Origin of the sequence: Winogradskyella maritima (assembly GCF_042650215.1) — a bacterium.
GTDB classification, from domain to species: domain Bacteria; phylum Bacteroidota; class Bacteroidia; order Flavobacteriales; family Flavobacteriaceae; genus Winogradskyella; species Winogradskyella maritima.
The window spans coordinates 1,571,983-1,587,923 of the sequence record NZ_JBHSAT010000004.1; the positions used below are offsets into that span (position 1 = coordinate 1,571,983).

The window sequence follows — 15,941 nt, forward strand, 5'->3', positions numbered from 1 at the left end:
TGAAGGATTAAGTCAGGAATCTTTCAATTAATATATTAAACCTGACAGGTTTTCAAAACCTGTCGGGTCTTTTTTATAACTACTACTTTTCCGTATTTTTATTAAAAATACAAATCATGCACAAATACCTTTTTCTCAGCGCTTTTTTCATAATAGCATCCTGCAAAAACACATCAACTACAACATCTGAAGATGTAAAAGATAAAACCGAAACCGCAGTTGATAATACAGATACTGACCTATCTGATATTTCTACTAAGGACTTTCGGGAATTCAAAGTATTGGATTCTAAAAACTTAACTAAAAGCGAAATTTGGGAAAATGTCTCTCCTAAAATGGATGATTTTACGGAAGCTGATTATAATCGCTTAAAAGCAATGGTGATTGAAAAGGATATTCCGACCCTTCAAAAATTGCGTTCCGAAAATAAATTTACGTATGAGGAATTGGTCAAGTTCTACCTCTATCGTATCCGTAAATACGATCGTGAAAATGATAAATCCTTAAATTCTGTGATTGCGGTTAATCCCAACGTCATTGCGGAAGCTCAACAAAAAGACCGTGAATTTTTAAACAGAAAACGAAAGCATAAAATCTTTGGAATGCCTATTTTATTGAAGGACAATATCAATGCTTCAGGGATGGCAACAACTGCGGGCGCTTTGGCTTTAAAAAATAACACAACTGAGGATGCTTTTATTGTTGAGCAATTAAAAGAGCAAGGTGCATTGATCCTTGGAAAAGCTAACCTTAGCGAATGGGCTTATTTTTTCTGTGGGGATTGTCCTAGTGGCTATTCGGCCATTGGAGGTCAGACCTTAAATCCTTATGGAAGACGTGTGTTTGATACAGGTGGCTCAAGCTCAGGCAGTGGTGCTTCGGTTGCTGCCAATTTTGCAGTGGCCGCCATTGGTTCGGAAACGTCGGGTTCTATTTTATCGCCATCGAGCCAGAATTCCGTAGTGGGACTAAAACCAACCATAGGTTTAGTGAGTCGTTCTGGGATTGTTCCTATTTCTTCAACCTTAGATACTGCTGGGCCAATGACTAAATTTGTCGTGGACAATGCTATAGTATTGGACGCCATGTTTGGCGAAGATGAATCTGACAGCAAAACCATTTACAGCATTTGGGATCGTAATTTTTATGACAAGGATTTAATGAACGCCAGTCTAGAAGGGAAACGCTTTGGTGCTCCAAAACGTTTAATGGAGAATAAATTATACGTCGATGCGTTGGATGTTCTAAAATCTAAAGGTGCTGAAATTGTTGAAATTGATGAAGAATCCTTAGGTCTGCCAAACTTTATAAGATTGCTGAACGTAGATATGAAGCGCGATCTTCCAGCATATTTGGAGAATTATGCCAATAAGGATTTAGGTTTTAAAGATGTGGATGATATCATGGCATTCAATCTTCAGGATTCATTAAATGCTATGCCTTATGGTCAGCGTTTATTCGAAGGGATTTCTGCCGATATGGGCGATGATGATTTCCTCGAAAAAATTAGAGACACCCTTTACAGAAATGGAAAACTGTATTTTGACAAACCGCTTCAATCTTTAAAATTGGATGGCTTTTTGTCTATCAATAATTTTCATGCTGGTTTTGCAGCAGTTGCCGAATATCCGGCAATTACGGTACCGATGGGCTATGATGAGGATGGTGAACCCAAAGGCTTGACTTTTATCTCAATTAGATTGCGAGAAAAACAATTGTTGGAATGGGCTTATGTCTACGAGCAAGCTTCAAAGGCACGTAAAGCTCCAACGCTATTTTAGTTGATTAAGGCCTTGATTTTGATCCAGAATTCATCGTCAAAATTTGAAAGTGCAAAATTAGAGTCATCCGCTGCATTGCCCATACGTATCACAACTAATTTTTTACTTGGAATAACATAAATTTTCTGGTCATCCCTACCTAAGGCCGCATACATATCATCCGGCGCTGAAGGGATAAGTGATCCTGTAAATTCAAATTGACTTTGTGGTAGCCGATATGATGACTTTCCGTTGAGCCACCAGAGATAACCATAAGATTTATTAAGGTTTTGTGATGTATTTGTAGCGTCAGACAAAAAATCTGCTGGAATAATCTGCTCCCCATCCCAATTGCCTTGATTCGCCATTAACAAACCAAACCGCGCCATACTTCGGGCATTGCTCCAATACACGTTAAAATCACTATTTTCAATCCAAGCGCCAGTCATCCCGATTTTAGTTTTCAAACTAGAATTAAAATAATTATTCCAGGTCGAATTGCTAGTACTTGCCACAACATCTTGCAGCTTTTTATAGACATTGTGATAGGCCCACCGTGACCCTGCGTCAGCGACATATGTTAAATCTTCATTTGAAACACCTTGTCCCATGCTGTCATCGAGACCAGAGGTCATAGACAAAAGATGCTTTACGGTAATTAAATTTTCCTTTTCTGTCGGTGCATCAGTCCATCCATCGCCAATATAATCCGAAATTTTCGCGTCAATATCCAATAAGCCTTCATTTGCAGCAATACCTGTAAGTGCTGTGGTCAACGTTTTTCCTGCACTGGCCCAATACCATGAGGATTCCAATGTGTGGTTGTTAAAATAATTCTCCACCACTATTTTTCCGTTATAAAGTATAATAAAACTTTTACTGTTTTTCTGTTCCAAAAAATCCAACAAAGGCTGTAAAGCATTAGTATCCCAATTTAGGTTAGAAACACTTTCAGACTCCCATTCATCAGAATCTATGGGAGGGAAATAGACGCTATCGATTGTTGTTGAGTCATCTTCTATAAGTGGATCTGTACTGCTACAATTAATGATGCAGCATAAAACAAATATGTAAGCGAGGTATCTCATGATAGATGTTGGTGGTTTGTTTTTAGACCACTAAAAATACTAAAGGTTTAATTTAGGTTGTATCTTTGCCGCCTGATTAAAAAGCATATGCGTACTAAGACTCTTAAGAAAAATAGGATTAATGTCATTACACTCGGCTGTAGTAAGAATGTTTACGACAGTGAAGTGCTTATGGGACAATTGAAGGCGAGCGGTAAGGATGTTGTCCATGAGCAGGAAGGTAATGTTGTTGTCATTAACACTTGTGGTTTTATCAATAATGCCAAGGAAGAAAGCGTCAATACTATTTTGGAGTATATGCAAAAGAAGGAAGATGGGGAGGTCGACAAGGTCTTTGTAACGGGATGTCTTTCTGAACGTTATAAGCCCGATTTAGAAAAAGAGATTCCTAATGTAGACCAATATTTTGGGACAACAGAATTACCTGGTCTTTTGAAAGCTCTAGGCGCCGATTACAAGCATGAATTAATTGGCGAACGCCTAACTACCACACCAAAGAACTATGCTTATCTAAAGATTGCGGAAGGTTGCGACCGACCGTGTAGCTTCTGCGCTATTCCCTTAATGAGAGGTAAGCATAAATCCACAGCGATTGAAGATTTAGTGACTGAAGCTGAAAAGTTGGCGGCCAATGGCGTAAAGGAATTGATTTTAATTGCGCAAGATTTAACCTATTACGGTTTAGACCTATACAAAAAACGAAACCTTGCTGAACTGCTAGAAAACCTAGTGAAAGTTGAAGGCATCGAGTGGATTCGTTTACATTATGCGTTCCCAACGGGTTTCCCGATGGATGTATTAGATGTGATGAATCGCGAATCTAAAATCTGTAATTATTTAGACATTCCACTACAGCATATTTCGGATTCTATTTTGAAAAGTATGCGTCGTGGCACAACGAAAGAGAAGACCACAAAATTACTTCAAGAATTTAGAGCGAAAGTACCTGAAATGACGATTAGAACAACACTGATTGTTGGGTATCCTGGAGAAACGGAAGAGGATTTTCAGACCTTAAAGCAATGGGTAAAAGAGATGCGTTTTGAGCGATTGGGTTGTTTTACCTATTCACACGAAGAAAACACACATGCCTTTAATTTGGAAGACGATGTGCCTGAAGACGTAAAGATGCAACGCGCCAATGAGATTATGGAAATTCAATCACAAATTTCTTGGGAATTGAATCAAGCTAAGATTGGTCAGGAGTTTAAAGTCATCATCGATAGGAAAGAAGGTAATTATTTTGTGGGACGTACTGAATTTGATTCGCCCGATGTGGATAATGAGGTGTTAATTGATGCTTCAAAATTCTACGTGAAGAATGGTGAATTCACAACTGTGAAAATCACCGAAGCTGAGGATTTTGATTTGTATGGAGATATTATGTCTCCCTGAGCGCAGTCGAAGGGTTAATTTCTTTAATGTTTCAATATCCATCAATACCATTGACATAACGTTCAATGATTTGGAGGTCTTCAGCATATTCTGAACCGCTAAAACCAGAAATATTGTTATACGTGATAGAGTCATTATACATTTGAAGATAATCTTTTGCCAATGGCATATACGACCAATGCCAGCGTTCTAAATTGTAACCTGTTCTTCCATTAGACTTTTCGGTATAGACTTGATAGAATCCATAGTCATTAGCATGTTCTGTCAGCCAATCATAGATGCGTTTACCTTCGCCCGTTTCAAAATACGCATTTTTCAAATTGTTTAAGTCAATGTCTGTGCCCCAATGATGTCGTGATGTCCCTGGCATAGAACTGTATTCCATGATTTTTGCGATTCGGTCTTTCGGCTCTAAGTCCGAATACCGTTGCCACTTGCGCTCCCAAATGCCTTTTTGATAGTTGAAATTCCGCGCGCCAGACAGAATGTGGAGATGAATATTATCTTTCAAAGCATCATTATACATTCTCAAAAAAGCATCGTAGGTCGCATTTCTCAAATAAGTAGTCTTATTCGTGTATTTTGAATCGACTTTAATGAAATTTGAATCTTTTTCAAATTCAATTTTACCTAAAAGCGCTTGTTTAGAAATTTCGGGCTTTATGACGTCAGTAGACACGTCTTTAGTTTCAGCCTTTGAGTAGTTCTGTCCAACCTTAACGAGAGGTGAGGATTTGTCTTGACATGAAAAACATAAAAGAAAAACAAAAAAGCAGAGGCCAATTTTCATTGTACTAAAATACAAGTTCAGAAAGCATAATTCTAACGATATTCTGGGTTTTCAAAATTCCAGCGTGTGCCATCGTCCCATGCATTTCTAGAATTTCCATAAGCCGAATAGCCATTATCTTGCTTCAATTTATAAGCCAAATGCATTAAATTATAAGTCATAAAGGTGGTATTTCTGTTGGTAAAATCGTTGTTTTTTGCATCGGCTTCTTTGTCTAAATAACTCGGTCCGGGACCAACTTCACCAATCCATCCACAATCGGCCTGTGGTGGTATGGAGTACCCAATATGCTGTAAAGCATAAAGAATCCCCATGGCACAATGTTTTACACCATCTTCGTTTCCAGTAATGACGCAACCACCTACTTTACCGTAAAAGAGATACTGTCCTTTTTCGTTTTGTTTCCCACTCATGGCGTACAAACGCTCTATGAGTTTTTGAGCTTCGGACGATTTTTCGCCAAGCCAAATAGGTGTTCCGATGATACAAATATCCGCATCAAAAATACGTTCAAACAAGGCCGGCCAGTCATCCGTATCCCAACCATGTTCCGTCATATCTGGGTACACACCCGATGCTACATCGTGGTCAACAAGTCTTATTTCATCAATCTGAACGCCTTCGGTTTTCATGATATGTTTTGAAACATCCATCAAACCTTGGGTATGACTTTTATCTGGCGACTTTTTTAGAGTACAATTGATGTAAACGGCTTTGAGTTTTGAAAAATCGGGAGTATTCATCGGTTTTGGATTTTATTAAAGATACCGATAAAATTAGAACCTCCATTTTTAAGTAGCTACTGCGAAAACTCAAGAAATGTGCTCATTCCACTAGGCGTTCATCAAATTCTGAAAGCGCTGTAATAAGGTTGGGTGCGAGTAATGCGCAAATACGTAAGCCTTGTGTGGCGTTAGATTACTCAAGCTGTTTTGGGAGAGTTTTTTCAATCCCGAAATTAAAGGTTCAGCTCTATAGGTCTCTTTGGCGTAATTGTCTGCCTGATATTCAAACTTGCGGGAAAGGTAATTCATCACCAAGCCTGTCACTTCTGAAATTGGTGCATAGAGCAGTCCGAAAGCCACCAAACCAACATGAAAGCTATGCGTCTCAACACCTATGGCTTGGGATAACATGGGATTTGAAATGAAAAGTGATAAAATAAAAAGCGTTAGTCCCGTCAATAGCAGTGAAGCCACTAAATTGAAAATAATGTGTTTTCGTTTGTAGTGTCCAACTTCATGAGCGAGTACGGCAACAATTTCTTCTTCGTCCAAATCATTAATCAGCGTATCATAGAGCGTTACCCGTTTTTCCCTACCAAACCCCGAAAAATAAGCATTGGCTTTGGTGCTTCTTTTGCTTCCGTCAATGACGAAAATTTTATTCAAACTAAATCCAACAGATTGCGCGTAGTTTGAAATCTTGGTCTTTAAATCAGAATCTTCTAAGGGCGTTTGTTTATTGAATAACGGTACGATTAATCGCGAATAAAATAGATTCATAAAGAGTGTGAACACGCCAACCAAAGTCCAGGTGTACCACCAAAAATTATCTTGGGTCTGCTGGTAAAACCAAATAATGGCTGACAGTATTAGCCCACCGATAACAGCCGTCATCAAAAGACCTTTCAATTTATCGATAAAAAATAGACGTTTTGTGGTTTTATTAAATCCAAATTCTTCTTCAATCACAAAGGTTTTGTAATAGGCAAATGGCGTGGAGATGATATCACTACCAAGCATAATAATCCCAAAGAAAATGAGCGCCACACCGATAGGGCTGTCAGTAAAACTTCGCGCTAAATTATCTACATATTCAAAGCCGTCCAAAAACAGAAAAGCAAGCGTTAGTCCCAATGAAAACAAGGAGCTCCATATCCCGAAACTATAATTCACTTTTTTGTACTGCTGTGATTTCTCATATTTCTCCGCATCATACACATCCCTTAGTGGCTCTGGTATGGGGTCATCAAAATGCTTGGCGTTTAAGGCATCTAACCATTTATCGATGATGAAATTCAGGATGATAATTCCAATAATGATATAAAAAAGAGTGTCTGCTGTCATTTAAAATTGCGTTGTCTTTTGGCTTCAAAAATCAGGATACCTGCCGAAACCGAAACATTCATGGAATCAATCACACCTTGCATGGGAATTATTACGTTTTTAGTGGATGCATCTCGCCAAATTTGCGTTAATCCTGTCGCTTCTGTCCCGACAACAATTGCAGTTGGTAAAGTGTAATCTTCTTCATGATACGGACTAGAATCCTGAAGCGTGGCACAGAATATATTAAAGTTCAGATTCTGCAAGTAAGTAATAGCGTCCTCGGACGTGGCCATGGCAATTTCAGTGGTAAATACACAACCTACGCTAGAGCGAATGATATTTGGATTGTATAAATCGGATTTAGGATTGGCAATAATCACGGCATCGACATTCGCCGAATCCGCTGTTCGTAATAATGCGCCGATATTTCCGGGTTTTTCAGGCGCTTCGGCAACCAAAATCAAAGGATTTTTATTGTGAAGTTTTAAATCGTCAAGAGTATGGTCCTTAGATTTTACAATAGCAATCACACCTTCTGTACTATCACGATGTGCCAATTTTTGAAACACCGTTTGTGAAATTTCAATGATGTCAATGTGATACCGTTCTAGAGCTTTGGCTTCAGATTCTGAAAAATATTCAGGATAAAATAAAAGGGTTTCAATGGTATATCCACCTTTGATGGCTAGGGATAATTCGCGCTTACCTTCAATAACAAAAGTTCCGGAAGCCTTGCGTTCACGGGACTTGGTCTTCAGTTGCAATAGACTTTTAATTAACGGATTGTTGGTACTGCTAATCTGTTTTGCCATAGATGGACAAAATTAGGGTTAAAAATGTAATTTTGAAGTAGAAAACACGTCAAACCACCATACTAATCATAAAACCTAATCATGAAAATTAAATTTTTAAGCTTCTTTGTTCTTACTTTATTGATGTCTTGTAAGAATGATGCAAAGACAACAGAAGACACTGTAACTACCGAATTTGAGACAGAATTGGTGACGACAAGTATTTACCCAGAAGACGTTACTAAGGTCTTTGATGCCCACGGCGGTATTGACACATGGAATAAAATGCAAACCTTAAGCTTTACGATACAAAAGCCAAATGGCGCAGAAGTGACGACCACAAATTTGAAAACAAGGGATGAAGTTATAGAAACGCCAACTTACACAGCCGGTTTTGATGGCTCTAAGTATTGGGTTGTTGAGAAAGATGGCAATGAGTACAAAGGAAATGCCAAGTTTTACAAAGGTCTTATGATGTATTTCTATGCCATGCCTTTTATTTTGGGTGATGACGGTATAGAATACCAAACAATTGAACCATTGGAGTTCGAAGGAAAATCATATCCTGGATTCATGGTGTCTTATGAAGCAGGCATTGGTGTTGCCTCTAATGACCAATACAAGTTATTTTATGATGCCGAAACTGGACAAATGCAATGGTTGGCCTATACGGTGACTTTTGGTAAGGATGAGAAAAGTGATAAATTTAGTTACATCCGTTATAACAATTGGGAAAACGTCAATGGCGTAGTATTACCTAAAAGTATTGACTGGTACACTGTTGAAGATGGGCAACCTACAGAAAAGCGTAACACGGTTATTTTTGAAGATATTAAACTTTCTCAAGAAGCACCTGCCGAAACTATGTTTTCGGCGCCTGAGGGAGCTAAGATGATTGAGTAATTCAACAAAGCCTATAACTATAAAAAACCGATAATCTCAATCTGAAATTATCGGTTTTTTAGTTTTCAATCGTCAATCGTCAATCGTCAATCGTCTAATCTTCCCCATTTATTTTTTTGTTATAGCGTTTCCACAATTCCGTTTGGTGGGTTTCCAAACTGAGGTTGCGTCCATCAATAAATGCATGGGTTACTTGATTGGTGCGCATATCTAAGGCATCACCTTCACTGATAAAAAGTGTAGCGCTTTTACCAACCTCTAGAGTGCCGTACATATCATCAATACCCATGATTTTTGCTGGGTTTTGCGTAATCAATTGTAAAGCTTGAGCTTTAGTTAGGCCATGGGCTACGGTTGTTCCAGCATAGAACGGTAGGTTTCTAGAATTCATACGCTCCATTTGACCGCTTGGCTCTAAAGCCACAACCACGCCAGCATCGACTAAGGTTTTGGCCAATTTGAAAGGAAGGTCATAATCATCATCTTCCAACTCTGGTCGCGTATGTACTCGTCTTAAGAAAACAGAGACATTATTTTGTTTTAAGAAGCTAGCGACATTTCCTGCCTGGTAGCCACCGACGATAGTAATCCCTGAAATACCTTGCTCTTTGGCAAAATTTACGGCATCCGTAATACCTTTCTCATCATCTACATGGATGTAAATGTTTTTTGCGCCATTAAACAGTCCTGCCATGGCTTCGAAAGGTAGGTGACGTTCACTTTTAGAACCTTTACCATAGGCTTTTGCGCCATTGAAAAAATCTTCCAATTCCATGACTTGCTTGCCGTAGTCCTTATTTGGTTTAAGAGCTGGGTCTTCGCCTAACCACCAACGGCCACGGCTAAAACTACTTGGCCAATTGATGTGGATACCTTCGTCATTTTTAACGGTAGCATCTTCCCAATTCCAAGCATCATACTGCACCACAGATGAGGTGCCCGAAATTCGACCGCCTCGTGGCACAACTTGTCCTAAAAGAACACCATTTGGGCGCATGGATTCCGCAATTTTTGATTCTGCATTATAAGCGATAATGGAACGGATATGCGGATTGTAAGCACCCATTTCAGAAAGGTCGTTTGATGCTTTTACAGCATCAACTTCAACCAATCCTAAGGTTCCGTTAGCGACAATAAATCCAGGATACACATGTTTACCGGACGCATCGATGACTTCCATATTGCTCATATCCATTTTTACAACGGTAGCATCAGCAACATTGGTGATTTTTCCGTTTGAAAATGTAATGACGCTATTTTCTATAACTTCACCATTTCCCAAATGCGCTGTGGCATTAACTATAGCAATGTCTTTGGTTTGCTTATCTCCTGGTGTTTGTTGCGCGAAGGAAAGACTCGCTATAACTAGCACAACCAGCGTTTGAATTTTATATAGTGTTTTCATATTTCTATCTTTTAAAAGATTAGTCCATTGAATCACAATGCAATAATTCTTTTTCTTTCTTTTTTACGGGTTGGGTTTTTAAACCTTTGTTTTTTTCTTGAAGCATTTTATTGATAAGCTCACTCTTTTCTTTCTGAATGGCGGCTCTCATTTGTTGGTCACGTTCTAAATCAAAGTAAGTGATCCCTTCAATAATAGTCTTTTCAGCTTTAGCATAAATTGACATCGGATGGTCGCTCCAAAGGACAACATCTGCATCTTTCCCCACTTTTAGACTTCCTACGCGGTCATCTAAATGCAAGAGCTTTGCAGGGTTAAGTGTTACGGTTTTCCAAGCATCTTCTTCACTCAGGCCACCGTACTTTATGGTTTTTGCAGCTTCCTGATTTAAGCGTCGAGACATTTCAGCATCATCACTATTAATTGCTACTGTAACTCCCGCATTATGCATAATGGATGCGTTATACGGAATGGCGTCATTGACCTCGTATTTATAGGCCCACCAATCACTAAAGGTAGAACCTCCAACACCGTGTTCTGCCATTTTATCAGCGACTTTATAACCTTCAAGAATATGTGTGAATGTGTTGATTCTAAACCCGAATTGCTCCGCTACCTTCATCAACATGTTGATTTCACTCTGCACATAGGAGTGGCAAGAGATATAGCGTTCGCCATTTAATATCTCTGCCAAGACTTCCATTTCAATGTCTTTTCGATAAGGTTGACCACTTTTCTTAGCCTTGTCATAGGCTTTAGCTCTACTAAAATAATCGACATACACTTGCTCAACACCCATGCGCGATTGTGGGAATCTTGCATTGAATTGGCTTCTAGATTGCTTTACGTTTTCACCCAAAGCAAACTTGATGAACTTTGGCGTATTATCATATACCAGATTTTCTGCTGGCTCACCCCATTTCAATTTAATAATGGCGGAGCGTCCTCCAATCGGATTGGCAGAACCGTGCAAAATCTGAATCGAAGTGACGCCACCAGCTAAGTTGCGGTAGATGTCAATATCCTCATCATCAATAACATCTTCAATGGTTACTTCAGCTGAGGAATTTTGGCCACCTTCATTTATGGATGCCGCCGCAATGTGGGAATGCTCATCAATGACACCAGCCGTGATGTGTTTTCCTGTGGCGTCAATCACTTTTGCGCCACTACCCGAAAGGTTTTTTTCAATCTTGGAAATCTTTCCGTCTTTAATTAAGACATCGGTGTTCTCTAAAACGCCTTCAGACTCATTGGTCCATACCGTGGCGTTTTTAAACAATAAGGTTTCTGCTTTCGGTTTCTGCGTAAAGCCATAAGCCAAATTAGGATAGGTGATTGGGCTCATTGCTTTGGCATCAGCCATATCATCTTTCTTCTTTTTATCGTCTTTTTCCTTAGTCTCACTCTTAGATTTTATAGCGTAGAAATTGGCAGAGTTTCCATTCGGAAGCGTTGCCTTACCATTTAAAGCATTGCCATTTGGAGAGGTAGCAACGATTCTGATGAATTCAGTCTTGGTTGTGTCTTTGGTTCTCATCGTTAGGTTGAGCCAATCATCACTATAAACCGCTTTAGTACCCAAAGATGTATCGCCACTTTCAATTTTTACATTAGGTTTGCTCGTGCTTCCAGAAACCGTCATATTATACGAATCACCCGCAAGATTAAACGCATAGTCGCCATCTATATTTGTGGTGTTCATAACCTCCAAAACATGAGGTTCACCTTGTACCCAATTTTCAAAAAGAGTGGTTTTTTCATCAAAAATATCACCAGAAGCGATTAAGAAATTAGCATAGCTTCCCGATTTTAAAGACCCAACCTCATTGCTCTTACCAATGACTTGAGCAGGAACTGTAGTTAATGCAGCTAAGGCTTTTTCTTTGGCTAATCCATGCTCAATCGCATTTCTAAGATTGGACATAAAAGTCTTTTTCGATTTTAAACCATGCGTCGTCAATACAAATGGAATGTCGCTCTCAGCCAATAATCGAGGATTGTGAGGCTCTTGATTCCAAGCGCGCATATCGCTAAGAGACATGGTCGATGCCAAAAAAGGATTTTCCACATCGTAGGCTTTTCTAAAATCAAGCGGTAATATCACTGTGGCATTTGTAGCTTTTACTTCTGAAAGGCGTTCATATTCATCACCACCACCGAGAATAACATATTGTACACCACTATCATCGCCAACTTTATCTGCGCGTAGCAAATTGGCACGACTTCCAGCATCAAAGATTTGCACTAAGTTTTTATTCTTGTTTAAAGCCTCTAATGACAAATCTCGAGTTTCCGAAGCACCACTAGCATACCAGTTGGCATCAGAATAGACTTGTCGTAATAAGGCCATACTGCCCATAATTGAAGATGGATAGACTTGTCTTGAAGCGTTACTTTTACTAAATGAAGAGTACTGCGCCGATTCGCCATCTAAAATTCGGTAGGCATTATCCGCATTATTATTCAAGGCAATCAAAGCGCCGTTTCCTCTAATAATACCGTCTGGTATGTGTGTGTTAACCACACCGAAACCAAGTTTATGCATTTCGGATGCTGTTTTGGAATCATACTTAAATGAAGTCATTACGTTCTGCTCCGGACGAATATGATCGTTCCAATAATAGCCGCTTCGACCAGCTTCGTATTGTGGAAAATTACCACCGCCAGAACGTTCCGGTTTTTTCACCCCAAATTCTGTAAAGATGTCAATGAATGATGGATAAATCGTTTTTCCCGTTAAATCAACCCTTGTGGAATTTTGAGGAATGGATACGTTTTTTCCAACGCTAACCACTTTTCCGTCTTTAATTAATAAAGTACCATTGGAAATAATCTCCGTGGGACTAACATAGATCTTAGCATTGGTCAATGCCGTGTAGTTGGTGTTTTTGGCAATTACGCCCGAGTTGCTCGGAAAATAGTCTTGCCCAAACAATGAAAAACTGCATAGTACCAAAAGCAGTTTCAAATAAAATTTTGTCATGAATGTTGGTGAGTTAGATTAGTGACTTAAATATAGGCAATACATAGATTGTAGTAAAGCAATGCCTAATTTTTAACGTTTAGGTCTTGAGTATTAGCCTGAAAATAATTCACAAAAAGCGCTACAACATAGCTATAACTTTCCATCCCTTTAGATTGGTTATTCGCTTTAAGAAAACTATCATAAGTGGTTTTAAAAGCAGGCTCCAAAGGATTTTGATAGCTCATCCAAAAATCTCGTACTTCTTGATAATTTGTCAGAATACCTTTATTTATGGTTTCAAGTTTTGCCTCGTAAAGGTTTTGGTCTCTCTTAAACAAGTCATACAAACAATGGCGCAAAGCGAAAGCACGACCAGAATATTGAAAATAAGGATCCGGATTATTGATTGCGGCCAAACCGCCGATAAAATTAGCTTCATTTTCGGCCGCAAATCCCAATTGGTGAGCTACTTCGTGACTTCCTGTGGTTGGTAGTTTAAATTTTGGGATTAAAATATCCACTTGTGCTTCGTTGGTAAAGGGATTCAAATACCCTGAAAATCCCATATACGTTAGCATAGTGCTGTACATGGATGTTTTAATACTGTGGGGTTGGTAGTTTAGTTTGGGAAATTCTTTATGAAGTTGCACATAACCATCAGGGACTTTGTCTAAAATCTCGTATTTAGAATAGGGAAACTCAATTTTTAAGGAATCAACCTTGCTCAATCTTGAATGTGCTGTATTGGCTTCAGAAATTAAATAATCAATGACGTTTGAAAGTTCTTCGATTGTATACTCGTTATCAATATCCAAAGCTATATGCAAGGGTTGGCGGTAGTAATTAAAGGCCCACAATACGTGAAATGCTATATAAGCGATGGATAGTGTTGAAAGCAATTCTAAACCCCATGCTTTCGTGTCTTTAAATAGTCGTTTTCTGGAATTTATCAACCAGCGAAGTACCAAAAGAATAGCAAGCGTGTAAAGGATATCGCCAACCGAAAAAGGTAACCAACCAAATACAAAACGCATGGCTTTGGAGATATACACATAGATGCCGTTACTATAGAAACGTTCTACAAATTCGGGTTGGGACTTTAAGATTTGGTTGAGCAGAAAGACCACAAAACCCGATAATGGCAGTCCGTATGTTTTTAGCTGTTGCACCCTCAAAAATAGACATAAAAACAATTAGTTCTTGTACCTTTGTTAACCTTAAATAATAGATATGAATTCTGAAATACGAGCCTTAGAACCCAAAGCCCTTTGGAATAAATTTGCAGACTTAAATGCTGTGCCAAGACCTTCAAAAAAGGAGGAACGTGTCATTCAATTTATGAAAAATTTTGGTACAAAATTGAATCTTGAAACCCTAGAAGATGAAATTGGGAATGTCATCATTAGAAAACCAGCAACCGCAGGTATGGAAGATAGAAAAGCCATTGTGATGCAATCGCATTTAGATATGGTGCACCAAAAAAATAATGATACTGAGTTCAATTTCGACACTCAAGGCATAGAGATGTTTATTGAGGGTGATTGGGTAAAAGCCAAGGGCACAACGCTCGGAGCTGATAACGGTTTGGGCGTTGCAACGATTTTGGCCATTTTGGAAAGTGACGACATCCCGCATCCTGCGCTAGAAGCTTTATTTACCATTGATGAAGAAACGGGCATGACGGGCGCCAAAGGTCTTAAAGGTAGTTTATTGAAAGGCGACATTTTGCTGAATCTAGACACCGAAGAAGACGATGAAATCGGGGTGGGTTGTGCAGGAGGTATCGATGTTACGGCAACACGAAATTATGAGCAAGAAGAGACACCAGAATTTAAAATTGGATTTCAACTTGAAGTGAAAGGCCTTCAAGGTGGTCATTCTGGTATGCAAATCCATGAAGGCTTGGGCAATGCCAATAAAATTATGAATCGTCTATTGTTTGATGGTTTTGAGTTATTCGGGTTACGGATTTCAGAAATCGATGGTGGAAGCCTTCGCAATGCTATTCCGAGAGAGAGCAGAGCAGTAGTCGCTATTGATGCGATACACGAAGCGGCTTTTAAATCTGAAATCGAGAAACGTGCCTCTGAAATAAAAAAGGAGTTTAAAACCATGGAGCCCGATTTGGATATTGTTTTGGAATCTACTGATACACCTGAAAAAATTATGGACTTAGGTGTGCAAGAAGGTTTAACCAGAGCCTTGTATGCTGCACTGAATGGCGTATATAGAATGAGTGCTGACATTCCTGATTTAGTGGAGACTTCAAACAACATTGCCCGTGTCATTGTAAAAGACGGACAGATAAAAATAGGCTGTTTGACACGTTCTTCTGTGGAAACATCAAAATGGGATTTAGCTAATACTTTGAGAGCGACTTTTGAATTAACGGGGTGCGAGGTGGAATTTTCTGGAGATTATCCAGGTTGGACACCAAATATGGACTCTGACATTTTAAAAGTAATGGTGCCGCTCTATGAAAAACTCAATGGTGAAAAACCGCATGTTGCTGCCTGCCACGCCGGATTGGAATGTGGTATCCTTGGTACCAATTATCCAGATATGGACATGATTAGTTTCGGGCCAAACATTAAAGGTGCACATTCACCCGATGAACGCGCACAGATTTCTTCAGCTCAGAAGTATTGGAAGTTTGTTTTAGAAATTTTGAAAAACATTCCGAAGAGGTAAAATAACTTCAGTTAAGATGCATTTCGACTACGCTCAATGTGACAGAAGAACTGAATTAGAATATGGTAACGCAAAAAAATGCCTCGCAATCTGCGAGGC

General features: G+C 39.1%; 12 protein-coding genes. 4 read left to right on the forward strand and 8 right to left on the reverse strand.

The genetic code is table 11. The features are described from left to right. The first annotated feature begins 116 nt into the window (after positions 1 to 116). The gene (locus tag ACFOSX_RS08275; protein ID WP_386099105.1) at positions 117 to 1,781 is read left to right on the forward strand and encodes an amidase family protein; all 1,665 of its coding nucleotides are present in this window, start codon (positions 117 to 119) and stop codon (positions 1,779 to 1,781) included. Here ACFOSX_RS08275 and ACFOSX_RS08280 read toward each other — a convergent pair. Continuing rightward, positions 1,778 to 2,848, reverse strand: a complete 1,071-nt coding sequence (locus tag ACFOSX_RS08280) for a serine hydrolase domain-containing protein (protein WP_386099108.1) — start codon at positions 2,846 to 2,848, stop codon at positions 1,778 to 1,780. The two genes, ACFOSX_RS08275 and ACFOSX_RS08280, sit on opposite strands and share 4 nt — an antisense overlap. An 87-nt stretch (positions 2,849 to 2,935) precedes the next feature. Between ACFOSX_RS08280 and rimO the strand changes: the two genes are divergently transcribed. Beyond that, positions 2,936 to 4,243 carry a 30S ribosomal protein S12 methylthiotransferase RimO gene (gene rimO / locus ACFOSX_RS08285; RefSeq protein ID WP_386099111.1) on the forward strand — a complete coding sequence of 436 codons (1,308 nt, stop codon included), beginning with the start codon at positions 2,936 to 2,938 and terminating at the stop codon, positions 4,241 to 4,243. Positions 4,244 to 4,274: 31 nt separating this feature from the next. Here rimO and ACFOSX_RS08290 read toward each other — a convergent pair whose 3' ends face one another. From ACFOSX_RS08290 to ACFOSX_RS08305, 4 genes are all read right to left on the reverse strand, one after another. Beyond that, positions 4,275 to 4,922, reverse strand: a complete 648-nt coding sequence (locus ACFOSX_RS08290) for a M15 family metallopeptidase (protein WP_386099114.1) — start codon at positions 4,920 to 4,922, stop codon at positions 4,275 to 4,277. A 143-nt stretch (positions 4,923 to 5,065) separates the two neighbouring features. After that, a complete protein-coding gene (locus ACFOSX_RS08295; RefSeq protein WP_386099117.1) occupies positions 5,066 to 5,776 on the reverse strand; it encodes a flavodoxin family protein in 711 nt (236 codons plus the stop codon). 90 nt (positions 5,777 to 5,866) lie between these two features. Further along, positions 5,867 to 7,102 (reverse strand): M48 family metallopeptidase, encoded by a 1,236-nt coding sequence (locus tag ACFOSX_RS08300; protein WP_386099120.1) that lies wholly within the window; start codon positions 7,100 to 7,102, stop codon positions 5,867 to 5,869. Continuing rightward, positions 7,099 to 7,896 carry a TrmH family RNA methyltransferase gene (locus tag ACFOSX_RS08305; protein ID WP_386099123.1) on the reverse strand — a complete coding sequence of 266 codons (798 nt, stop codon included), beginning with the start codon at positions 7,894 to 7,896 and terminating at the stop codon, positions 7,099 to 7,101. Before ACFOSX_RS08305 ends, ACFOSX_RS08300 begins: the two co-directional genes overlap by 4 nt. Before the next feature lie 81 nt (positions 7,897 to 7,977). On the opposite strand from ACFOSX_RS08305, the gene ACFOSX_RS08310 reads away from it, so the two are divergent. Beyond that, complete coding sequence (locus tag ACFOSX_RS08310) at positions 7,978 to 8,778, forward strand: hypothetical protein (protein ID WP_386099126.1); 801 nt, start codon at positions 7,978 to 7,980, stop codon at positions 8,776 to 8,778. A gap of 94 nt (positions 8,779 to 8,872) precedes the next feature. Here ACFOSX_RS08310 and ACFOSX_RS08315 read toward each other — a convergent pair whose 3' ends face one another. The 3 genes from ACFOSX_RS08315 to ACFOSX_RS08325 form a co-directional block, all read right to left on the reverse strand. Then, positions 8,873 to 10,183 (reverse strand): amidohydrolase family protein, encoded by a 1,311-nt coding sequence (locus tag ACFOSX_RS08315; protein ID WP_386099129.1) that lies wholly within the window; start codon positions 10,181 to 10,183, stop codon positions 8,873 to 8,875. Positions 10,184 to 10,202: 19 nt separating this feature from the next. Then, complete coding sequence (locus ACFOSX_RS08320; RefSeq protein WP_386099132.1) at positions 10,203 to 13,169, reverse strand: amidohydrolase family protein; 2,967 nt, start codon at positions 13,167 to 13,169, stop codon at positions 10,203 to 10,205. Between the two features lie 65 nt (positions 13,170 to 13,234). Beyond that, entirely contained in the window at positions 13,235 to 14,320 is a 1,086-nt protein-coding gene (locus ACFOSX_RS08325; protein ID WP_386099135.1) for a DUF3810 domain-containing protein, read from the reverse strand. Positions 14,321 to 14,381: 61 nt separating this feature from the next. On the opposite strand from ACFOSX_RS08325, the gene ACFOSX_RS08330 reads away from it, so the two are divergent. Beyond that, positions 14,382 to 15,842 carry an aminoacyl-histidine dipeptidase gene (locus ACFOSX_RS08330; RefSeq protein WP_386099138.1) on the forward strand — a complete coding sequence of 487 codons (1,461 nt, stop codon included), beginning with the start codon at positions 14,382 to 14,384 and terminating at the stop codon, positions 15,840 to 15,842. Positions 15,843 to 15,941 lie beyond the last annotated feature (99 nt).